The 23,160-nt window shown below is 32.4% G+C and carries 21 protein-coding genes and 1 CRISPR repeat array (1 of these 22 only partly in view); of the genes, 18 read left to right on the top strand and 3 right to left on the bottom strand.

What is annotated here, in order from left to right; all coding sequences use genetic code 11:
• Positions 1 to 188: direct repeats of the CRISPR family, unit length 30 nt; it reaches 646 nt to the left of the window's first position.
• Between the two features lie 276 nt (positions 189 to 464).
• The 12 genes from EHE19_RS11470 to EHE19_RS11415 all read left to right on the top strand — a co-directional run bounded on the left by EHE19_RS11470 (position 465) and on the right by EHE19_RS11415 (position 14,332).
• Positions 465 to 1,628 (top strand): GDSL-type esterase/lipase family protein, encoded by a 1,164-nt coding sequence (locus EHE19_RS11470; RefSeq protein ID WP_137695810.1) that lies wholly within the window; start codon positions 465 to 467, stop codon positions 1,626 to 1,628.
• 99 nt (positions 1,629 to 1,727) lie between these two features.
• The gene (gene thpR, locus EHE19_RS11465) at positions 1,728 to 2,450 is read left to right on the top strand and encodes an RNA 2',3'-cyclic phosphodiesterase (protein WP_137695811.1); all 723 of its coding nucleotides are present in this window, start codon (positions 1,728 to 1,730) and stop codon (positions 2,448 to 2,450) included.
• A 503-nt stretch (positions 2,451 to 2,953) separates the two neighbouring features.
• Positions 2,954 to 5,227, top strand: a complete 2,274-nt coding sequence (locus tag EHE19_RS11460; RefSeq protein WP_137696637.1) for a methyl-accepting chemotaxis protein — start codon at positions 2,954 to 2,956, stop codon at positions 5,225 to 5,227.
• Between the two features lie 578 nt (positions 5,228 to 5,805).
• Positions 5,806 to 7,137 (top strand): methyl-accepting chemotaxis protein, encoded by a 1,332-nt coding sequence (locus tag EHE19_RS11455; RefSeq protein ID WP_137695812.1) that lies wholly within the window; start codon positions 5,806 to 5,808, stop codon positions 7,135 to 7,137.
• Between the two features lie 475 nt (positions 7,138 to 7,612).
• Complete coding sequence (locus EHE19_RS11450; protein WP_137695813.1) at positions 7,613 to 8,902, top strand: replication-associated recombination protein A; 1,290 nt, start codon at positions 7,613 to 7,615, stop codon at positions 8,900 to 8,902.
• 55 nt (positions 8,903 to 8,957) lie between these two features.
• On the top strand, positions 8,958 to 9,140 hold the full coding sequence (locus EHE19_RS11445; RefSeq protein WP_137695814.1) for a hypothetical protein: 183 nt from the start codon (positions 8,958 to 8,960) through the stop codon (positions 9,138 to 9,140).
• Between the two features lie 288 nt (positions 9,141 to 9,428).
• A complete protein-coding gene (locus EHE19_RS11440; protein ID WP_137695815.1) occupies positions 9,429 to 9,710 on the top strand; it encodes a YkuS family protein in 282 nt (93 codons plus the stop codon).
• A 794-nt stretch (positions 9,711 to 10,504) separates the two neighbouring features.
• Positions 10,505 to 10,942 (top strand): RrF2 family transcriptional regulator, encoded by a 438-nt coding sequence (locus EHE19_RS11435; protein WP_137695816.1) that lies wholly within the window; start codon positions 10,505 to 10,507, stop codon positions 10,940 to 10,942.
• 306 nt (positions 10,943 to 11,248) lie between these two features.
• Positions 11,249 to 12,436: a cysteine desulfurase NifS gene (gene nifS / locus EHE19_RS11430; protein ID WP_137695817.1), complete on the top strand. Its 1,188-nt coding sequence runs from the start codon at positions 11,249 to 11,251 to the stop codon at positions 12,434 to 12,436.
• 53 nt (positions 12,437 to 12,489) lie between these two features.
• Positions 12,490 to 12,948, top strand: a complete 459-nt coding sequence (gene nifU, locus EHE19_RS11425) for a Fe-S cluster assembly scaffold protein NifU (RefSeq protein ID WP_483314004.1) — start codon at positions 12,490 to 12,492, stop codon at positions 12,946 to 12,948.
• A 39-nt stretch (positions 12,949 to 12,987) separates the two neighbouring features.
• Positions 12,988 to 14,067, top strand: a complete 1,080-nt coding sequence (gene mnmA, locus EHE19_RS11420) for a tRNA 2-thiouridine(34) synthase MnmA (RefSeq protein ID WP_137695819.1) — start codon at positions 12,988 to 12,990, stop codon at positions 14,065 to 14,067.
• 76 nt (positions 14,068 to 14,143) lie between these two features.
• Positions 14,144 to 14,332, top strand: a complete 189-nt coding sequence (locus EHE19_RS11415; protein ID WP_137695820.1) for an asparagine synthase — start codon at positions 14,144 to 14,146, stop codon at positions 14,330 to 14,332.
• Between the two features lie 47 nt (positions 14,333 to 14,379).
• Here EHE19_RS11415 and EHE19_RS11410 read toward each other — a convergent pair whose 3' ends face one another.
• Positions 14,380 to 15,177 carry a histidinol-phosphatase HisJ family protein gene (locus EHE19_RS11410; protein WP_137695821.1) on the bottom strand — a complete coding sequence of 266 codons (798 nt, stop codon included), beginning with the start codon at positions 15,175 to 15,177 and terminating at the stop codon, positions 14,380 to 14,382.
• Positions 15,178 to 15,417: 240 nt separating this feature from the next.
• Here EHE19_RS11410 and EHE19_RS11405 point away from each other — a divergent pair, with 240 nt between their 5' ends.
• The 6 genes from EHE19_RS11405 to EHE19_RS11380 all read left to right on the top strand — a co-directional run bounded on the left by EHE19_RS11405 (position 15,418) and on the right by EHE19_RS11380 (position 20,627).
• The gene (locus EHE19_RS11405; protein WP_137695822.1) at positions 15,418 to 16,851 is read left to right on the top strand and encodes an aminopeptidase; all 1,434 of its coding nucleotides are present in this window, start codon (positions 15,418 to 15,420) and stop codon (positions 16,849 to 16,851) included.
• A 70-nt stretch (positions 16,852 to 16,921) separates the two neighbouring features.
• Complete coding sequence (locus EHE19_RS11400) at positions 16,922 to 17,776, top strand: TIM barrel protein (RefSeq protein ID WP_137695823.1); 855 nt, start codon at positions 16,922 to 16,924, stop codon at positions 17,774 to 17,776.
• Positions 17,773 to 18,207 carry a type II 3-dehydroquinate dehydratase gene (gene aroQ, locus EHE19_RS11395; RefSeq protein WP_137695824.1) on the top strand — a complete coding sequence of 145 codons (435 nt, stop codon included), beginning with the start codon at positions 17,773 to 17,775 and terminating at the stop codon, positions 18,205 to 18,207. The genes EHE19_RS11400 and aroQ overlap by 4 nt, the downstream gene beginning before the upstream one ends.
• Positions 18,208 to 18,298: 91 nt before the next feature.
• Positions 18,299 to 19,384: a M24 family metallopeptidase gene (locus EHE19_RS11390; RefSeq protein WP_137695825.1), complete on the top strand. Its 1,086-nt coding sequence runs from the start codon at positions 18,299 to 18,301 to the stop codon at positions 19,382 to 19,384.
• A gap of 198 nt (positions 19,385 to 19,582) precedes the next feature.
• Positions 19,583 to 20,146, top strand: a complete 564-nt coding sequence (gene efp, locus EHE19_RS11385; RefSeq protein ID WP_137695826.1) for an elongation factor P — start codon at positions 19,583 to 19,585, stop codon at positions 20,144 to 20,146.
• Positions 20,147 to 20,207: 61 nt separating this feature from the next.
• The gene (locus tag EHE19_RS11380) at positions 20,208 to 20,627 is read left to right on the top strand and encodes a CD1247 N-terminal domain-containing protein (RefSeq protein ID WP_137695827.1); all 420 of its coding nucleotides are present in this window, start codon (positions 20,208 to 20,210) and stop codon (positions 20,625 to 20,627) included.
• A gap of 653 nt (positions 20,628 to 21,280) precedes the next feature.
• On the opposite strand, the gene EHE19_RS11375 is transcribed toward EHE19_RS11380, so the two are convergent.
• Positions 21,281 to 21,640 carry a CRISPR-associated protein gene (locus tag EHE19_RS11375; RefSeq protein WP_137695828.1) on the bottom strand — a complete coding sequence of 120 codons (360 nt, stop codon included), beginning with the start codon at positions 21,638 to 21,640 and terminating at the stop codon, positions 21,281 to 21,283.
• 25 nt (positions 21,641 to 21,665) lie between these two features.
• The gene (locus EHE19_RS11370) at positions 21,666 to 23,147 is read right to left on the bottom strand and encodes a TM1812 family CRISPR-associated protein (protein WP_137695829.1); all 1,482 of its coding nucleotides are present in this window, start codon (positions 23,145 to 23,147) and stop codon (positions 21,666 to 21,668) included.
• Between the last annotated feature and the right edge of the window lie 13 nt (positions 23,148 to 23,160).

Genomic DNA, 23,160 nt, shown 5'->3' with positions numbered 1-23,160 from the left:
CCCTTCCTCAAGTTCATTGTTTTGGTTTAGAGAATACCTATAAGGAATTGAAACTCATTAGTTTTTTATCTATTTCTATGTCTATATTTTTGGTTTAGAGAATACCTATAAGGAATTGAAACTCTTTTGCTATTTCTTCAAGTCCTTTGACATCCAAAGTTTAGAGAATACCTATAAGGAATTAAATTTGACTTTATATGGAAATACTCAATAAAACAGATTATTTAAATTACTCACTTTTGGATAAATCTACTGTTGGAAAATTTACCATTAAAGAATGTATATATAGTTTGAGAGTATACCATATGCGAATGTCACTTGATTACCAAATATTACTGCCCAGATAACACCCGCCACAGCCCTCTGTTACATTTTCTTAATTTGAATAACCAAATTGAAAAATATATAATGAATTATAGGTATAAATACTCAGTATATATTTTGAAAAATTTGGAGCTGATTATATGAAGAAATTGAAAGAAATGCTTTCAATCGTACTTAGTGCTGCATCGTTATTTGGAGCGTCCTTACCTGCCTATGCTCCTAGCAATTTAGTAGAAGAGGTTATCACTACATATATCCCAATGAGTATTATGAATCAAAGTACTAAGTATGTTGCGTTAGGAGATTCTATTACAACGGGATATGGTTTGGAGAACTACAATAGTAACGATGTAAAGAATAAAACTAGTGAAAAGAGTTTTGTTACCAAATTAAGTAAAAAAATAGGGAAAGAAGCAGTGAATTTAGGGGTAGATGGAATAGATTCCACAAGGCTATTAAAAGCAATAACTAAGCCTTCAACAGCAGATGAGAAGGAGATAATAGCCCAAATAGAGAAAGCCGGCGTTATAACAATTTCTATAGGTGGAAATGATGTGTTTATGGCGTTGGCAGAGGTCTTAAATGACAAGCTTGGAAAAGACAAGAATCTTTTTAATGCCAATAAGCAGGATATTCTCAAGGTAACAATGGACCTTATTTTCAATAAAAGTGCAAAGGAAACCTTAAAAAATAACGTAATAAAAGCTACCAGAACATTTACTGGGGATAAAGCAAATAATGAGGAAGGAAACTTTGCTAGTATAATAAGAGAAATAAAGGAGTTAAATCCTGGTGCTCAAATTGTAGTAAACACAATCTATAATCCATATGATATTCAATTTGCCAGCTTTTGTAATGAAGCCATAGAAACAATAAACGCAAAGATAATAAGTGACTCTGAAAATGGGAAAAATTATCTAGTGGCTGATGTGTATTCGGCTTTTGCCAAAGCTAGGAAGGGAACTATACTTGTAAATGCCGATACTGGAAAAACCTTTGATCCCCATCCTACTGCAAAAGGGCATGAAGTAATTTATACTGTAATTGCGTCCGTTATGCAGAATAACACTCTTCCATACAGTATTAAAGCCTCTATTTCAAATGGTAAGCTGACTCATAGTGTTTTTGAAGGTGAAGTGCATTTTAAAGTTACGCCAGACAAAGGCTATAAGATTCCTAAAAATATTTCAATAACAATTGGAAACGGTGATAAGACAATTATTGCCTTAGACAGCAACGGTACGGCAGTAATACCAATTGCGGATGTTGGAGCAGATATGGTGGTTAGTGGAATTTGCGATTAGCTTATTGAAGCTTGGACTATAAATATTTAAAATAAAGCAGCTGAAGGTCGAAAGAATATGGTCTGAGTTTTTAGTAATGTCTTTATGAAAGGAAAAGAAATGAGATTATTTTTTGCTATTGAGTTTAATGAAGAACTAAAGGATTATTTATTTAGTATTCAAAAACAGGTCAGGCAATATTGCATAGGAGGAAATTTTACCTCAAAAGATAATTTTCACTTAACATTACGTTTTATTGGAGAGCAAAGTCAACAACAAGCAGAACTTTTAAAATCTGCAATGAAAGCTACTGCTACTAGCTTAGAAAGTTCAACAGAAAAGTCTGGCGCAAGATACCTTCTTAATAATAAGGAAAAACACATAGATACTTTTTCTGCTGTAAACACTGATGATGGAATTTCCCAAAGAGGGGCTAAGCTTTTTGAAGGTGAGGAGATTCATGAGAGCACGTCAATATCCAGCGGTGGTGCTTGTAAGCCAGGATTTGAACTGAGACTAAGTAAAATAGGCAAATTTGATAGAGGAAATAAGAAAATATTATGGGTTGGTCTGCAAAGAAGTCAACAACTGCAAGCCTTGCATAATAAACTTGAAACTAATTTATTTAAAGTTGGATACAATAAAGAAGAGCGAGGCTACAATCCACATATCACTTTAGCTAGAGAAGTTAGAATAGAAGCATTTGACCAGTTGGCAAATGAAATAAAGCTAAATGAAACTTCCATTTGGGTAAATGCTATTTCACTTATGGAGAGTAAAAGAATTAATAACAAGCTATGTTATGTGCCTATAGAGAGAGTGGAATTTGCAGGCAAGAAATAGTACTAAGTAGCAATATATATCTAATTGCGAATCTCAGTATAAAATTGATGCTAGAAATAGAAGATGAAAACACGTATTGCAGCCGACACAGGGAATGAACCATACAAATTCAATAAATATCTTGGAGTAGTCAAAAAGATAGGTTTGCATAGAAGTACCAGTAAGGGCACTTTTAATTTGGTTTCAAGGTTCATAAATATTTAGTAAAACACGTTATAAATATAAATAGGAAGCACGAGAGAGATAATTTTTCTTTCACGTGCTTTTGTTATGCTATTTACCATAAAATGAGATAAATAAAAGATTTGTGCTAAATATGACAAAATATTTTTAATAATTGTAAAAATAAGACTTGAAATGAAACATATAGTAACGTAATATTAATTTATAGACACATAATACAATAATGTAATAAATTTACAAACTATCTTTGAGATGGAAGAAAAATGAAGTTATTATATATGTCTAATCATATATAAAGGAGAATTATGAGTACATATAAAATGAAATTTAAACTAATGAAATCTAAAATATCAGCATTGTTTTTTTCTATAGCAAGCAAGTTTTCTAAGAAGAGAAAAACTAGTGCAGACAAAAATATTAGTAAACCTCCAAAAATCTCTAGTAAATTCATATTTCTAAGAAGATTTAAAATCAAGACTAGATTAATTGCGTCCTTTGTACTACTATTGGTTGCTGTAATTTTAATCACTGGCATTTTTTCATATAATTCATCAACGCAAACTATTGATGATAAAGTGAAAAGGTATTCATTACAGGTAATGGAACAAACTAGTGTCATATTAGATGGCAAAATAGAAAGAATGGAAGCGTACATTAATGATGTAGGTTTAGATAGAAATATTCAAAATGCTATAATAAAGTATAATGAAGGTAATGCTTTTGATAAATATGATCAAGTTAAAAGTATTATGGAATATTTAATGACTAAGTTTGTAGCTGACTATGATGTAGAGTATTGTGCTATATTACATGGTGAGGATTTTTCACAAGTACAAAACTTTAACCGAGGACAAGCTGAGTTAGATGCTCAAAAAATAGCAGGCGCAGATTTTAAGCAGTTGACATGGTGGGATGTAAATTTTGTAGAGTCAAATAAGCAGAAGAGTTATTATGGTATTACACAGAACATAAAGGGTGTTAACAGTGGAGGAGTTATTGCCAAAATGGTAGTAATTCCAAAACCCAACTATCTTGCCAGTGGATTTGAAAAATTAGATATTGGCAAAGACTTAGCATCAGATACAGTTTTTCCTATATTTGTAGTTGATGATGAGGGCAGAATATTAGCAACTAGAAATGCTGAAAGCTATACTATTGATTCGTCAAATGACAATTCAAAACTTATAACCAGTGAAATTAAAAAGGCAATAGAAGATGATACTAAACAAATAGAAATACTTAAAGATTTGTCAAAAACAAAGCCTCTTACTGATTCACAAAAATTAGAAATTGAAAACTTACAAAAAAGCTATAAATCTGGCAATATTGATATTAATGTTGATGGGGTTAACAGCTTAGTTACATATTCAAGAATTGGTAAGAAAAATTGGTATGTTGTTTCTGTGATTCCTTATAACTATTTAAATAGTGATGCTAATGAGTTAAGGACGAATATTATCTTGATTGGAAGTATTTGTATTTTATTTGCGTTTTTACTATGCATATTAATTGCTAGAAGTGTATCAAAACCACTATATATTCTTGTTTCAGCTATGAAAAAAGTAAAGGATGGAGATTTAACAGAACATGTAGCGGATAATGGGAAAGATGAAATTGCCGATGTGTGCAATAACTATAATGATATGCTTTCAAATATATGTTCCCTTATAAATAAGGTGAGAGATGCCTCAAAACATGTATTTGATTCTGCAAACAAGATAACGTTGGCTTCAGAATCAACATATTCTGTTTCTGAACAGGTTGCTCAGTCTGTAGCTGAAGTGGCTATGGGTGCTTCAGACCAAGCGATGGAGATAAATGAAAGTGTTACAGACATAAGTAAATTATCTGAGGGTATTACTTTGGTTGAAGAAAATGTAACAAAAGTAATAGAAATAGCAAACAAGATAAGCGGGTTAAATGAAGTTGCAGCTTCAACTATTAGTGAACTTAATACTAAATCAGCTCAAGTGAGTGAAACAACAAATAAAGTTTATACAAACATAAATGAACTTAGTAATAGTATGAAAGAAATACAAAAGATACTTAAAATGCAGAATACTATTTCTGAACAAACAAATCTTTTGTCATTAAATGCTGCTATTGAAGCTGCTCGTGCGGGTGATGCCGGAAGAGGCTTTGCAGTAGTTGCTAGTGAGGTTAGCAAATTAGCAGAAAAATCAAAAGAATTTAACAGTTTAATAAATAATATAATTTCTTCTATAGGGAAGAAAACTAAAGATACTGTTAATGAGGTGCTCAAGTCTAATGATGTAGTTAATGAGCAGATAAATTCTGTTAAGGGAACAGAGAATTTGTTTGAGACAGTATTTGGTTCTATGAAGGATGTATTAACAAATATTGAATTAACTGAAAAATCAGTTGAAAATATTATGATGTCAAAAAATAGTGTATTAGAATCAATAGGAAATATATCTGCAGTTGCGCAGGAATCAGCTGCTGCAACAGAGCAGATTTCTGCTAGTACACAAGAACAAATATCTGCAGCCCAAGAATTATCTTACCAAGCAAAAGATTTAGAAAGGCTTTCGGAAACTCTCAATAAGGAAATATCCAAATTTAGAATTGAATAAATTAATAATCGATCGATGATTTAAAATTGAAAAGATTTAAATTGAAAAGATTTAAAATTGAAAAGATTTAAAATTGAAAAGATTTAAAATTGAAAAGATTTAAAATTGAAAAGATTTAAAATTGAAAAGATTTAAAATTGAAAAGATTTAAAATTTAATAAAACACATTTTAATATTATTTAAACACTTCATTAACGAAATACCGGCCTCAAAGGGTTAGAACTAAAATCTAACCAATAGAGGTCGGTTTTTATTTGGTTCTATGTCAATAGTTGGAGTAGAACTTTAATCTGAATTTTATGTTCTGTGTCAATGGTTGGGGTAGAACTTTAATCTGAAATTTGGGTTCTGTGCCAATAGTTGATGAAGCAATGTAAACTGATATTTTAATTTGGATTAATATTTTGTGATTTCTGCAATTTTATTTTAAATAGCCTCATATAATTCCCATTTTTTTTATCGAGTATATATTCATTTTTACAAGTAGTAATTTAACGAATATCATTTCAGTAAATAGATTACCATATTTTACTAAAGCTTTATATGTCTTATATACAGCGATTTCTCAATTAAATGGTTTGCATATAGCAAGTGAAATTGAAAGCTATAATAAAGCAAATCCTGAAGCAAAATCTGCTAACCTTGATATTAATATAGATGGTGCTGATAGCCTTGTAACATTTGCTAAACTAAGTGACAATAAGGATTGGTATATTGTATCAGTAATACCATACAATTATCTAAATAGTTCTTCTAAGAATTTAGGAAATAGAATTGCTATTATTGGATTAATTTGTGTTGTAGTTGCGTTTGTGTTGTGTATCTTTATTGCAAGAAGTGTTTCAATACCTTTAGGCAGGTTTGTATCAACTATGGAAAAGGCAAAGAGCGGAGATTTAACGGATCAGGTAATAGACAATGGATCTGATGAGATAACTGATGTTTGCAACAGCTATAATGAAATGCTATTAAATATAAATTCACTTATTTCAAAGGTTAAGGACTCATCACAACATGTCTTTTCTTCGGCAGGCAAGATAACTACAGCTTCTGAATCTACGTACAATATATCAGGGCAAATAGCACAGACAATTGGCGAAATAGCAAAAGGATCGGCAAATCAAGCTTCCCATATAAGTGATAGTGTTATTGTCATGAACAATCTTTCTGAAGGAATTGCAACTGTTGATGAGAACGTAACTCAAGTAATAACTATAGCAAACAAGATAAACGGATTAAATGCAACTGCATACAGTACAATAAACAAACTCAATGATAAGTCGATTCTAGTAAGTGATACTACTAATAAAGTACATGCAAATATAAATGAATTGAGTAATAGCATGAGTGAAATTCAGAAAATTGTCAAGCTACAGAGTTCAATTTCTGAACAGACTAATTTACTAGCATTAAATGCATCTATTGAAGCTTCTCGTGCGGGTGATGCCGGAAGAGGTTTTGCAGTAGTAGCTAGTGAGGTTAGCAAGCTGGCAGAAAAATCTAAAGAATTTAATATGATTATCAATGACATTATTACGTCAATAGAAAACAAAACAAATGATACTGTAAAAGAGGTGCTAAAATCTAATGAAGTAGTAAATGAGCAGATAAATGCCGTTAAGGATACAGAAAGCTTGTTTGGTACAGTATTTAGTTCAATGGGAGAGGTGCTATCTAGTATTGAAAAAACAGAGCAATCGGTAGAAACTATTATGCAAGCAAAGAGCAATGTATTAGAATTAATTGAGAGTATTTCAGCAGTAGCACAGCAATCAGCTGCAACTACAGAGGAGATATATGCTAGCACAGAAGAGGAAATTGCAGCGGCTGAAGAACTAGCAATTCAAGCAAAAGAATTAAAAGAACTGTCAGAAGATTTGAATTCAGCAGTTACTAAATTTAAAGTATAGTAATAAATATTACATTTATATCAGAAACTCAACTTTCCCTCTTGAAAGGCCTAACTTCGTAAAAGCCTATCATTGATAAGGGTGAACATCAATAATTTAGTTGGAATTTTAGTTAGGAAAGTTGGGCTAATAAGTATAAAAATCCACTTAATGATTATATAAATAATTATTATTAGGGGGATTTTTTTGCAATTACTGAGTGTTTTATGCAATTGTATTGATGATGCATTGATGATAAAATATATTAATCGGCTTTTGCATATGAGGTTCTAGTAGTGAGGAAGATAAGGTGTTTGACAAGGATAATTTCACGTATGCTTTATAAGTGAAATGTATGACTTGAATGCTACAGACAAGGCAGTTGCTGAAATTAATGATATATGGAAATCCTTTAAGTTTAATAAATAAACTCTGGTTTACAGAGGGATGCCTTCTTTATGATTAAATCAAAATTTCATATCGAAAGGGAAATGAGATGAGAGAAAAAATACAACCATTGGCATATAGAATGTCACCAAGGACAATTGAAGAGTTTGTAGGACAGAAACATATAATTGGCAAAGATAAAATGCTGTACAGAATGATTAAAGCAGATAGAATAACGTCTATTATTTTATATGGACCGCCGGGCACGGGTAAAACCTCTCTTGCAAGAATAATTGCAAATACTACTGAGTCCAGCTTTGAAAAGCTAAATGCAGTTACTTCTGGAGTTGCAGATATAAAAAGGATAGCGGCAGATACAAAAAATACTATGCTAAATCCAAAAGGCAGGACTGTGCTATTTATTGATGAAATTCATCGCTTCAACAAGTCTCAGCAGGATGCGCTTTTACCCTATGTGGAGGATGGCTCAATTGTTTTGATAGGAGCCACTACAGAAAATCCTTTTTTTGAGGTGAATAAAGCCCTAATATCAAGGTCTACTGTGTTCATGCTAAAGCCCCTTGAGCATGAAGATATCAAAAAGCTTATAATTACAGCGATAAATGACAAAGAGCGAGGGCTAGGAACATACAATATCAATATATCTGAAGATGCCATTGATTATCTATGCGAGGTTTGCTCTGGAGATGCCAGAACAGCACTTAATTCTATTGAACTGGCTGTACTTACCTCTGAACTTAATGAAAATGGTATTATAGACATCAATCTTCATACAATTGAGGAATGTGTTCAAAAAAAGGCCATTCGATTTGATAAAAATGGTGAGGAGCATTATGATAATATAAGTGCGTTTATTAAATCAATGAGGGGTAGTAATCCCGATGCTGCTGTATTTTATTTGGCAAGAGCCTTATATGCAGGAGAAGACGTAGAATTTTTGGCAAGAAGAATAATAATATGTGCTTCAGAGGATGTGGGTATGGCTAATCCCACTGCTTTACAAGTTGCAGTTGCTGCGGCACAGGCTGTAAAAATGATTGGAATGCCAGAGAGCAGGATTATATTGGCACATGCAGCAGTTACAGTTGCATGCAGTCCAAAATCAAATTCTGCGTACATGGCTATAAACAAAGCTTTAGCAGATGTTGAGACAAAAAATACGGGAAGCGTTCCAATGCATCTTCGAAACGCCCCTGCAAAGGGAATGGAGCAGCTTGGTTATGGAAAGGGCTATAAATATGCTCATGATTACGAAAATAACCTTGTAAAGCAGGAGTATTTCCCAGAAGAAATGTTGGGTACGCTATATTACCATCCTACTGAAAATGGGTATGAAGCAAAGATTAAGGCTTGGTTGGAAAAATGGAGAGAGGCTTAACAGATAAGAATTTTAATATTTTATGCTCACAATTGGGCACGGGAGGAAGCGTTTTATGAAAAGAGTTTTAGCATGGATTTTGTTAGTTGGATTTATATTTTTGCTTGTGAATATATTTACATTTAAATTCTTAATAGGACCAAGTGTTATGGTTTATATATTAGCTATTGTTTTGTTTATATTTACTAATAAACCATATAACAGCAAAAGTAATGAGGCTGAAAAAGATAAAGTTTAAAAAATAAAGTTTAATTTTCTTAAGCTAAATTGCATAAATAAGATTAATTCAGATTGATTCAGATTGATATCGTTGGATTTGTAGTAGACCAAATGGCTTACAACATTGCAAGATTTATTAAAAAGAATCATTAGTTGGTACAGAAAGCAAAGTAGCAAATGCTGCATATGGTCAGCTAATAGGTTAAGCCCATTAAAAAGCTATATTTGATTGAATTTAAAGAATAATATTTGTTCCTTTTTGAAATAATATCCCATTATTGATATTTTAAAGATAGAGGTGGCAAATATGATTGTTGCAGTTCAATCAATGCGCTCAGGTATTGCTGACCAGCTAAAGCAAAGAGGATATACAGTTGTTGATTTATACACTTATTCAAAACCTATAGATGCAGTGGTTTATGAAGGAAATAAATTTGATTTTTCAGCCATTACTGAAGAAAATACTAGTGCAACTATGGGGGTAAATAACAGTTCTAGCTATGGCGTTTTTATAGTCTGTTCAAATGGAAAAAGTATTGATGAAATAGATTATATGCTTAGAACTAGGTGTTATAGTTCATTTATATGACTTTCTTCTAAATTAGAGTTATAGGTGATTACACATATCAATGGAAATTGGATATAAATAATTGGATGAATTAGCTTTGTGAATAAAGCTTGCAAACGCAGTATAAAAATATCTGTGTTAATAAAACCGTAAAATCAGCATTTATGCATGATTAAAGTTGGTTGGCAAGCTTTAATTTTTGCTGAAGGAGTTGTCAAAACAACATTTTCTGTATATCGATGTCTTATTAAGAAGATGTCTTATTAAGAAATAGTACTATACTAAGCATAAAAATATAATTGCGAAGCTGGGTTAGAAATTGAAGCTAGAAATAATGGGCGAAGAATGAGTATTGTATCCGGCACAGCGAAAGTAAGTAGCTGCGAGCATTGACCAAAGATAGGATTTCTTGGTTATTTGTGTTTTTAATTCTTCTCCTTATTTTTTTCTATAATCGACCAATGACAGGGTGCCTTGGTTATACGGTCGGCGTATATGCTTTTTTTCACTGCAATTATTTTAGTGTTAATTTCGGGAGCGAGCCATAGATTATGTTGCACGAGAGTACTATTTACTAAATAATATCTATTAAGAGACTCACTCAAACTTTAGTTACTCAAATAAGCCTTTGACAATACAATATAATTAATAAATTAAAAATTCATAGACTAAGCTAATATAACAGGTTGAATAATTACAAGCCTTCTGGAATTTCATTGGAATTTAAATAGTTTATATTTATTAGTACTTGCAATAATAAAGAAAGTATGTTACTATCAAATCGTAGTAAATTGATTGGAATTAAGGTGATTAAATTGAAGGTATCAACAAAAGGAAGATACGGCCTTAAAGCCGTTGTAGACTTAGCTATAAATCAGGATAATGGAATGATATCCATAAAGAGTATTGCTCAAAGACAAGGTATTTCAGAAAATTATCTTGAGCAGCTTTTCGCTTCATTGAAAAAGTCTGCAATAATTAAAAGTGTCAGGGGTGCTCAGGGCGGTTATATGCTTGCAAGACCTGCTGACAGGATAACTGTTGGAGATGTTTTAAGATCACTTGAAGGAGCACTTTGTCCTGTAGAATGTATGGATTTTGAATATCCCACTGAATGTGAGAAATCTGAAACATGCGTAACTGCTCCAGTTTGGGCAAAATTACGTGACAAGGTTAATGAGGTGGTAGATTCAATAAAAATCAGTGATCTTGTGAAAGATTATGAAATTAAGACAAAAAAAGTTTCTAAGTAGCTTGATTCTTGTGAACCTAAAAGGGTATATTATTATATGATAAAAATTTATAAGTTTATTTTTCATATATGTAAAGTTTGGGAGTACAAGAACTAGGATAGAGTTAGAATTGATTTCATAATCATATGAAAGCATTGAAACTTATTCCAGTTTTTAGAATACATAATATGTTTAAAAGTGTAGAAGAAAATATGTATTAAAAAATATGTATTAAAAAACTACAGAACATTATTAGTACAACTAAAGTAATTACTTAAATGGGCAAGTTGCTAGACAACATTGCTATTAAAAAAGGGAGTGTTTGTAATGGGAAATAAAACAATTTACTTAGATCATGCTGCAACCACATATGTAAAACCTGAAGTATTTGACGCTATGAAGCCATATTTTTGCGAATATTTCGGCAATGCTTCATCAATATATAGCATTGGCCGTGAAAGCAAGAAGGCAGTTGAAGAAGCACGTGAAAAGGTTGCGAAAGCAATAGGTGCTCAGCCACGGGAAATTTATTTTACAGGTTCGGGAAGTGAAGCAGATAACTGGGCATTAAAAGGTATTGCTGCAGCTTATAAGAAAAAGGGTAATCATATTATAACATCAGTAATCGAGCATCCTGCTATTCTTAATACTTGTAAGTACCTTGAAGGTGAAGGGTTTGAGATTACATATCTTCCAGTTGATGAAGATGGTCTTGTATCTTTGGAAGATGTGAGAAATTCAATAAAGGATAGCACTATTCTTATCAGCATTATGTTCGCTAATAACGAGATTGGTACTATTCAGCCAATTCAGGAAATAGGAGCAATTGCACGTGAAAAGGGTGTTTTATTCCATACTGATGCAGTACAGGCAGTAGGAAATATTCCAATTGATGTTGAAAAACTGAATGTAGACTTATTATCATTATCTGGCCATAAATTCTATGGACCTAAAGGAATTGGTGCATTATATATTAAAAAAGGTGTAAAGATTGCATCATTAATTCATGGAGGACAACAAGAAAGAGGAAAAAGAGCAAGTACTGAAAATATTCCAAATATTGTTGGTTTAGGTAAAGCAATTGAGTTAGCAACAGAAAATATGGAAAAATACAATAAAAAACTTATAGACTTAAGAGAAAAGACAATTGAAGGTCTTATGGCAAAAGTACCGTATATCAAGCTCAATGGTCATAGAACTCAGAGACTGCCAGGTAATGTGAATTTTTCCTTCCAGTTTATTGAAGGAGAGTCCTTATTACTAATGCTTGATATGAAAGGAATATGTGGTTCAAGTGGTTCAGCTTGCTCATCAGGCTCACTAGATCCTTCCCATGTTTTGCTGGCTATTGGACTTTCCCATGAGATAGCTCATGGCTCCTTAAGATTGAGTTTTGGTGATGAAAATACAGAAGAAGATGTTGAGTTCATATTAGAGGAGATACCAAAAATTGTTTCGAGACTTAGAGATATGTCACCTCTTTATGAGGCAGTTAAAAATAAACAAAAAGTATAAAGCTGCAATAAGTAATTTTGTTTAGTAAAATTATAATTTAGAAAAGAGGTTTTATTATGTATAGTGAAAAGGTTATGGATCATTTTACAAATCCAAGAAATGTTGGAGAAATAGAAGATGCAAACGGCATAGGTCAAGTTGGAAATGCAAAATGCGGCGACATTATGAAAATGTATTTAAAAATAGAGGATAATATAATAGTTGATGCGAAATTCAAGACTTTTGGCTGTGGAGCAGCTGTAGCAACAAGCAGTATGGCTACTGAACTTGTAAAAGGCAAAACCGTTGAGGAAGCTATGAAAATAACAAACAAGGCTGTTGCAGAAGCATTAGATGGTTTGCCACCAGCAAAAATGCATTGTTCAAATCTTGCTGAGGAAGCAATAGCAGCAGCACTGGAGGACTATAGGAGAAATATAGGTGAAGCTTCAAATGAAACTGTAGATTGTACAGGTTGTTGTAATAGCTGTGGGCATAGTCATGGACGTGAGGAAGATTTTGACGAGGAATAGAAATATTCTTTCTGAATTAATGATTTGGGAGAAGTTAAAATGGGCTCAAAAAAAGTTATGGTAGGTATGAGCGGCGGCGTAGATAGTTCTGTAGCTGCCGCCATTTTATTGCAGCAGGGTTATGAGGTTATTGGGGTAACACTTCAAATATGGCAGGATATGGATGAAGAAACGCAAAAATCTGAAGGGGGCTGCTGCTCCTTATCAGCAGTAGATGATGCACGCAGAGTTGCAAACAAGCTTGGAATACCCTATTATGTACTTAATTTTAAGGATATTTTTAATAAAAGTGTTATAGATTATTTTAAAGAGGAGTATTTCAAGGGGCGTACACCAAATCCTTGTATTGCCTGTAATAGACATGTTAAGTGGCAAGCAATGCTGGATAAAGCAGTTTCTATGGGTATAGACTATATTGCTACTGGTCATTATGCGAAGGTTTTATTTGATAAGGAAACTAATAGATATGTTCTTAAAAAGTCTGTTACTGACAGAAAAGATCAGACTTATGCACTATACAATTTGACACAGGAGCAGCTAAGCAGAACTTTAATGCCAATTGGAGACTATTCAAAGGACGAAATAAGAAATATGGCAAAGGAAATAGGGCTATCTGTAGCAACAAAACCAGATAGTCAGGAGATTTGCTTTATTTCTGACAATGACTATGGAAAATTTCTCAGTGAGAATTGTGATAAAAAGATTATACCAGGCAAATTTGTTGATACCAAAGGAAATGTTTTGGGCGATCATAAGGGTATAGTTCATTATACAGTTGGACAGAGAAAAGGCCTTGGAATAGCCTTTGGCAAGCCAATGTTTGTTGTGGCACTGGATGCTGAAAACAATACTGTTGTATTAGGCGATGATAGAGAAGTATTTTCTAGTGAACTTACTGCATCAGACCTAAACTTTATTTCTGTAGAAAAACCATATGACGGCATGAGAGTTGGAGCAAAGATTAGGTACTCATCAAAGGAAGCGCCAGCAACTATATATGTTCTCGATAATGATAAAGTAAGAGTGGTATTTGATGAACCTCAAAGGGCTATCACTCCAGGGCAGGCTGTAGTTTTTTATGATGGTGATGTTGTTGTAGGCGGAGGTACTATTGACTGAGTAATTTAAAGCATATTTTTTGTGTGGTTGCAAACAATAATATAGATCTTATTTCTAAATTAAAGGAGGAGTCTTAATGCGTGAAGGACTAATTCCTACAGTTTTAGGTACAGCAGTTACAGCTACAGGTGTGGCTTTGCGAGGTTATGACATGAAAAAACGTGGAATGACTAAGCGAGATACAACGGTTGCAATTGGTGCTGGTGTACTAGGATTTGGATTGGCACACGTAGTATTAGGTTCCATAGATTTAATTAAGAAGTAGATTATTGGGGTGCTGAAATCAGTACCCCATAAATTTTATGTTCATTATTACAGCTTTTCAAATATGGGATTTCTAGCTTCAAAATGTGCCACATACTTAAAGCCTATTTCCTTCAGATATTCAGCAGCTTCTTTAAAGCTATGGCCTACATGTTCTGTTCTATGAGCATCTGAGCCGATAGTAATTAATTCTCCGCCTAATTCAAAGTATCTTTTAAAAGTATCTAAACCTGGTATTGAACAATGTAAATCTGATCTTATGCCCGAGGTGTTTAGTTCTATGCCCTTGCCTTTTTCAATTACTGCTCTTAATATTTGGTCTAAAAGCTCAGCATAATCATTATATCTGAGGGGCTTATCTTCAACTTTGCAATACCTTGCAACATAACCAATATGGCCAATGATATCATAATTATCATATGAAACTATGGAACTCAAAATTTCTTGCAAATACCTTTCATAAGCTTGTCTCTGAGTTTTTCCTATAAAATACTGTCCTGTATATGGATCTAAGTGATCAATAATATGAACGGAGTTAATAATAAAGTCAAAAGGATAATTATTAATTGTTTTGTTAATTTCATCTATTACATGAGGTTGAAAGCCCATTTCAATGCCAATTCGAATATCAAGTTTATCTTTCCAATTACTTTGAAGCTGTTTAAAATAATTAAAATATTGATCTAAATTTATTAAAAAACTTTCATCAAAATCCGGATAATCATAATCTACATGGTCAGTGAAAACTAAGCCAGATAAGCCCATTTCCAAAGCTTTTTGGCATGCACTATTTGCTTCCATATCGGAATCACCGGAAAAATTTGAATGAATATGGTTATCATGCATTGTTTATTTCTCCTTTGAAAAGTATAATTATAATAAATAAACTATCATAAATTATTATATTTTGGTAAAATTTATTTTAAATTAGTTGTATAGCTTAAGACTACTAAGCAAACATTTTTATCCTAAGGAATCAATAATATAGTATTGGTAATAGTAATAGTATCAAGTTTTGATTGATTAATCAACTTAAACGTGTAAAAAACAAATAACATAAAACTAGTTAAAAGAGAGGATTATAAAATGAGTGAAGAAAAGTCACAGGCAGAATTGTTAAAAGAAAGTTTATCCTATGAGATTAAAAATGCTTGGGAACAGAGTGATGACAGTCAAATAAGAAAGGCATTTGACCTATGCGAAAATTATAAGGTCTACTTAGACAAGGGTAAAACAGAGAGAGAGTTTTCTACTCTAGTTGAAAAGGAATTAATAAAGGCTGGATATCATAATTTACAGGAATTATTTAAACAACGTAAAAAGCTAAGTAAAGGTGACAAGGTTTACTATGTTAACAAGAAAAAGTCTGTTGCTTTTGCTATTATTGGACAAAAGCCTTTGACAGAAGGCATTAATATGGTGGGTGCTCATATTGATTCACCTAGAATTGATATAAAGCAAAATCCGTTATATGAGGATTCAGGACTTGTACTGCTGAAAACTCATTACTATGGAGGAATAAAAAAATATCAATGGGTTACAATTCCATTTTCTCTTCATGGTGTAGTTATTAAAGCAGATGGAACAAGTGTTGAAGTTTGCATAGGTGAGGATGAAAATGACCCAGTATTTACAATTACTGATTTGCTTCCACATCTTGCTCAGAATCAGATGCAAAAGAAGGCAACTGAAGTTATTAGCGGTGAGGGACTCAATCTTTTATTGGGCTCTAGACCGTATAATGACAAAAAAGTTAAGGATAAAGTGAAATTAAATATTTTGAAAATACTTAATGATAAATATGGCATAGTTGAAGAAGATTTTCTTTCAGCTGAACTTGAGGCTGTACCTAGCTTTAAAGCAAAGGATATAGGACTTGACAGAAGTATGATAGGTGCATATGGTCAAGATGACAGGGTTTGTGCCTTCACATGTGTAAAGGCTATGCTAGATGCTAAGCCATCAGATAAGACTGCATTATGTATTCTGACAGATAAAGAAGAAATTGGAAGTATGGGTAATACAGGAGCTCAGTCCAATTTCTTAAAGAGTTTTATTTCAAAGCTGTTATATTTAACTAGTGAGAGCTATTCCGATGTATTAATGAATATATGCTTGGAAAATTCAAATATGCTTTCAGCTGATGTAAACTCAGGTGTTGACCCAAGCTATGCAGATGTAAATGACAAAATGAATGCTTCATTTTTAGGAAATGGCGTTGTAGTGCAGAAATACACTGGTTCAAGAGGAAAGTATGATGCTAGTGATGCAAATGCTGAATATATGGGAATGATAAGAAAGCTATTCAATGAAAATAAAATCATATGGCATACTGCAGAGTTAGGAAAGGTTGACCAAGGTGGAGGAGGAACAATAGCGCAGCATGTTGCAAACTTGGGAGTTGATGTTATTGACTGTGGAGTACCTATATTGTCAATGCATTCACCAATGGAGATAACAAGTAAAATTGACGTTTATATGTGCTATCTTGCAATGAAGGTCTTTTTGGAAAGCAAATAGCTAATTATAAATATGGCGTAACCTCTGAAAAATCTATATTTTAAGGTAAATAAAAAACAGGAGATAATTCATGATAAGATTCGGACCATCAGGAAACTCAGACAGCTTTTATGAACAGGGCTACAAAAACTCTTATCAAATGCCCCAGTGGCTTGCTGCAATGGGTTTAAATGCATATGAATATTCATGTAGTAAAGGTGTTAATATTAAAGAGACAACCGCTGTTGAGATTGGAAATGAAGCCAAGAAGCATGACATTTATTTAAGCATCCATGCACCATATTATATAAGTATGGCAAGTGAGGAAGCTGATAAGAGGGAAAAATCTAAAAAGTACATTTTAGATACTCTTATGGTTGCTAAATGGATGGAGGCAAAAAGGATAGTTGTTCATTGCGGAGCCTATAGCAAGGTGGATAAAAGGTGGGCGTTAGATACAGCAAAGCATGTCTTGAAAGAAACGATAGAATTAGCAGATGCAGCTGGATTTGGAGATATTCACATATGTCCTGAGGTTTTAGGAAAACAGAACCAATTGGGAACACTTGAGGAAATACTAGAATTATGTCAATTAGATGAAAGAATTATTCCAACCATTGATTTTGGCCATATTCATGCCAGAGGTCTTGGAGTTCTTAATTCAGAAGAGGATTTTATTGGCATTATTGATTCAATTGAAAATGCCATTGGAGCAGAAAGAGCAAAAAATATACACTGCCATTTTAGCAGAATAGAATATACAAAGGGCGGTGAGAAAAGGCACTGGAATTTTGAAGACAGAGAGTTTGGTCCCAATTTTGAACATTTGGCTCCAGTGTTAATTAAAAGAGATATGGAGCCAGTAATTATCTGTGAATCAAGAGGTAAGATGGCTGAGGATGCGTTAGAAATGAAGAAAATTTATGAAGGGATAAAAAGTGTATGAAAAAAGTACTTGTAATAAATGGCCCCAATCTTAATTTGCTTGGGGTCAGAGAAAAGAGTGTTTATGGAAGCGAAACGCTTCTAGATATTGCTAAAGCGGTCAATGATGAATCTTTGAAGCTTGGGCTTGACACTGATTTTATTCAATCAAATATAGAGGGTGAAATAATAGAAAAGCTACACTCTGCAAGAGGTGTATATGACGTTGTTATTATAAATGCTGCAGCTTATACCCATTACAGTATAGCAATAAGAGATGCAATAAAAGCAATTGAAATACCAGCAATTGAAATACATCTTTCAAATATACATAGCAGAGAAGAATTCAGACATACATCTGTTATAGCACCAGTTTGCGTGGGTCAGATATGTGGCTTTGGAAAAATGAGTTATATTCTGGCACTACATGCGGCAGCAAATTTGCAGACATAAAGTAAAACTTCTGACAAATTCAATGGTTTTAGATGAATTAGTATTATTTTTGTGTATAATTCTAAAAATAGAATTTATAGGAGGCGGAAAAATGTTCGACATAGATAATTTATCTTTACGCTTGAATACATTTAGAAATAAACTTAAGGACTTAAAAATTGATGGGGCACTTATAACGAAAAGGGAAAATTATATGTACTTGTCAGGGTTTTCCGGTAGTTCTGCAAATTTGCTTATAACTGATAAAAAAGCATATTTACTTACTGATTTCAGATATGTTGAACAGGCAGCAAAGCAAGCACCATTATTTGAAATTGTTCAGCATAAGTCTAATATATTAGACACAATATATGAAATAGTTAATTCAGAAGGAATAAAGAAGCTTGGATTTGAAGACCAAAGTGTGACCTATTGTCAATACAAGGAATATTCTGAAAAGCTGAAAAATACGGAGTTATTTAGTATTGGCAGTGTTGTTGATGATTTGAGAGCCATCAAGGATGAGCAGGAAATAGAAATAATTAATAAGGCGGTAGAAATAGCAGATAAAGCATTTGAACAGGTTTTGAAAATTATAAAGCCTGGTATTACTGAATTGGATGTTGCAGCTGAATTGGAATATAAAATGAAAAAGCTGGGTGCTTCAGGTGCATCCTTTGAAACAATTGTGGCCTCTGGCATAAGATCATCAATGCCACATGGAATAGCATCTGAAAAGAAACTTGAACTAGGTGATACCATTACAATGGATTTTGGTGCTATGTACAATCATTATTGCTCGGATATGACTAGAACTGTTTTTTTAGGACAGCCTAAGGTAGAAATGATAGAAATTTATAAAATAGTCCTAAATGCACAGCTAACATCTGAAAAAGGAGCTATAAAAGGACGTACAGGAAAAGAAGTTGACAAAATAGCAAGAGACATTATATACAGAAATGGCTATGAAGGCAAATTCGGTCATGGCTTAGGTCATGGTTTGGGTTTGGAAATCCATGAAAGTCCAAGGCTGTCAGTGGGCGGCGATAAAGTTTTAGAAAACAATATGGCTGTTACAATTGAGCCTGGAATATATGTAGAAGGCTTAGGCGGTGTAAGGATTGAAGATACAATTATTATCAGGGATGACAATCCAAGGGTATTGACAAAGTCAGCAAAGGAAATAATAATATTATAGTATGTGGCAATATTTGCATAGTTATAGTTTTGTTTAGCTAAGAATGATAAAAAAATATGAAAAAACGTATAATAATGAAAATTTTCCTTGCCTTAGAGTCAAATATAATTTAATATAAACTAAGATGCAAATAATGCAAAATGGTTATTTTTGTTTATGAATTAATCATAAAATGTTTATTTATTACGGAGGTATATTATGATAGTAGCTGGTGATTTTAAAAATGGTGTGACGTTTGAATATGATAATAACATATTCCAAGTGGTGGAATTCCAACACGTTAAGCCTGGAAAAGGAGCAGCTTTTGTAAGATGTAAGCTAAAAAATATTGTTACTGGTGCTACAGTTGAAAGAACTTTTAGCCCAACTGATAAAATGCCAAAGGCACACATTGATAGAAAAGATATGCAGTATCTTTATAAAGATGAAGATCTTTACTATTTCATGGATGTTGAATCATATGAGCAGATTCCAATAAGCAAGGAAACAATAGGTGATTCACTTGCTCTCGTTAAGGAAAATGAAATAGTTAGAATATTATCACATAAGGGAAATGTTTTTGGAATTGAGCCACCTACATTTGTTGAACTTGAAGTTACAGAAACAGATCCTGGCTTTAAGGGTGATACTGCTACAGGAGCAACTAAACCAGCTACTGTTGAAACTGGTTATGTTGTAAAGGTTCCATTATTTATTAATGTTGGAGATATAATCAGAATTGATACTAGAACAAATGAGTACATGGAAAGAGTAAACAAATAATTAACACAAAATACTGATAAAATACTGAAAAATACTAAATGGTAATGAGGAGGTAAGATTAATGAGCTATATTAGCGAAAGAGTAGCTTTCATCAAAGGTTTGGCAGAGGGTATGAAAATTGACGATTCAACAAATGAGGGTAAATTGCTGAATGCAATCATTGATGTTTTGGATGATATTTCTCTTGCAATTGAGGATATTGAGGAAATTCAGGACGAAATGAGCGAACAGGTTGACGGCATTGATGAGGATCTTGCTGAGCTTGAAAAAGTGGTATATGATGACGAAGATCTAGAATTTGAAGAAGTTGAATGCCCATACTGCGGTGAGATAATAGAAGTAGATCTTGACATGATTGATGAAGATGCTGAAACAATTGAATGTCCCCATTGCCATGAAAAGATTGAGTTAGAGTGGGATTGTGACTGTGGTGATGATGATTGCGGTTGCGGTTGTGACTGTGATCATGAAGAAGAATAAAAATATTTAATAAGAAAAAGAAATATCAGATGAATAGCTGCTGACATCCAATGTTAGCAGCTTTTTTATGTTTTAGGATTATCAAACTAAAATGTTTTGTAAATAACTATCATATTTTATATTATTTAATAAATGTTTGATAATTATATACTTTTTATTTTGATTTTTAGTATAAAAATCTCAAAAGCCTTTATAATAAAGGGTTTCAAGTATATAAAACTAGCAAAAAAGCACCTTGAAAACATAAAAAAGCGTTAAAAAGTGCAATTTTAACCCAATCTCAAAATGGCTGAAAGCCTTGGTGTTACTGAGAATAACTCAAAAACGAGTTGAAATGCATGTGACCCGTTGTAGGGAATTGAAACACAACTTGTCTGGCTTGTGTTCTAGGTATTCCCAACAGTTGAAATGCATGTGACCCGAATTAGGGAATTTGAAAAGTCCATCAGCTAGAATTTTGTAAATTGATTGGGCAGTAAGAATGCAAGTGTTCTGAATCGGGGAAATGAAAAATTTATGTTCTAGTATTCCGCTACCTGATAGACGGTAAGAATGCTAATGAGCAGATGTAGGGGATTTGAGCGTTAAAAAAGCTTCTCACAGAATAAATCTGTAAGAAGCTTTTGTTATTAGAAATAGATAAATATTTCGGTTTAATATTCTCTGAATTGAACAAATTCAAAAGTGGAAAGCCTAACAGTTTTGCCTTCTGAATCTACTTTTTCAGAAGTAACACGCTCAGAACATGCTGCCAATACTTTAATTCCTGAGTTTTGTAGCAATTTTGTAAGACAAAATGTAAAGGTCATTTCACCTTGAAGCAAAACCGCTTTGGGCTTTAAAGCAATAATTTTAGTCAAATAATCCTGTGCTAAAGCTTCAATGCCCTCACGTGACAAATGCGGTGAAATCTCAGGAAATGGCATATCAACTATTTCACCATAAGCTTTTGCATATGATGTTTGCTTTTCACTCCAGTTTGAGTGAGGGTGGTTTGTAAGGTTAAGGAACATGGTGGGGGTTCTCCTGTGGTATAAGTTATTTATAGTTTTTGTTGTTCTTATTAAGAAGATTGATATATTCAATTAAATCATTTTTAATATGCTCTGAAGTTTTAAAGTTTTTCTCATTACTTGCATGGTTAGAATTGTTTCGGTCATCTTTTATTGTATAGTAATTTTTAAGTATATTTTTTAAATAATCGGAGTCATATTTGATAACATCTGATTTTAATTTGACGATTTTATTATTTAATCTATTTATAATTAATTCAGCTTTTTTATCTGGTTCTAAAAAATCTTTTTCTTTATTCTTTTTGGGTTTATAATTTGCATTGTTTTTTGATAAAATGTATTTATTAATTAAATAGAAGCCTAGGCTAGTATTTGACCAACACGATTTTTCTACAATTTTTAATTCTTTATCATCTAGAGATGGGAAAAGATTGCTATAAATAAAATCAGGAACCTTCTCAACATACAATGTTAGTGCTTGTTGTAAATAACCCTTTTCAATGCACCATGAGATAATATCTAAATCTGTTCTATCTTGTTTTAGTAATAAATCATATTCTTTTTTTATTGTTGATAAAAATAAATAAAAAATTTTCTCATTAATATCATTTAAAGCATTTCTTCTATAATTGTTTATACAATCTTTTAATTTATCTATTGATTCTTTAAAATATCCATATCTACATAACTTTAGATTTTCAGAAAAGTTATTCATTGCATCAATTAATAGCGATAATGGAGAGGTGGGATTATTATTTATAAATATTTGAAAATATTCTGTTAGTGTTTGTGCACTACCAAACTTAACAAATTCTTCAGCACCTGCAATTAAATTATTTATTTTATAAATATCTGTAATATTATCAATGGTGTTATATTTTTGTTTATCATCATTTTGCTTGCAAACAGAATTTTTATCTTCATTACTTATAATTTCCATATATGTTTCACCAGTATCGGGTGACCAATTTGAATATAATACTTTTTCTATTTTTATCCCCTTGTATTGTAGTAATCTCATAATGGATAGCATAAGCATAGAAGAATTTCTCATTCCACCAGTCATATCAGCATATACCGTAATATCAGATGAGTTATAATCTTCGTCAATTTTATTTGCCATGTTGATTATTTCATTAAATACTTTTTCTCCTTTACTACTCTCATCATAATCAATTTTTTCAAATTTAGGACAACTGTATTTATTATCTTCACAAAATTCTTTAATTCTTCTTTCAAAGAATTCTTTGTGCTTTTCTTCTAATCCTTTTATCTCATCAAGCACTGTTTTTGTGCAGAGCATATAAACAGTGGAAAGCTTTTTTTGAGATTCATGTAATAATTGAATTACTGTTTTAACAGCAGCTTCGTTAGTTTGTACACCTTTAATATCAAAATTATAATTATGATTTTCATTTGTTTCGGTATACTTGTATGGATACTTTTTTAAATTATTCTTAACAGGCCGTACATTACTTAGAAATAAAATCATTATATTCTCATTCATTATTCAATCTCCC

The organism is Ruminiclostridium herbifermentans (genome assembly GCF_005473905.2).
GTDB lineage: Bacteria > Bacillota > Clostridia > Acetivibrionales > DSM-1351 > Ruminiclostridium > Ruminiclostridium herbifermentans.
The sequence above is the reverse complement of the archived record's forward strand: the minus strand, read 5'-3'. Positions and strand labels throughout refer to the sequence as shown.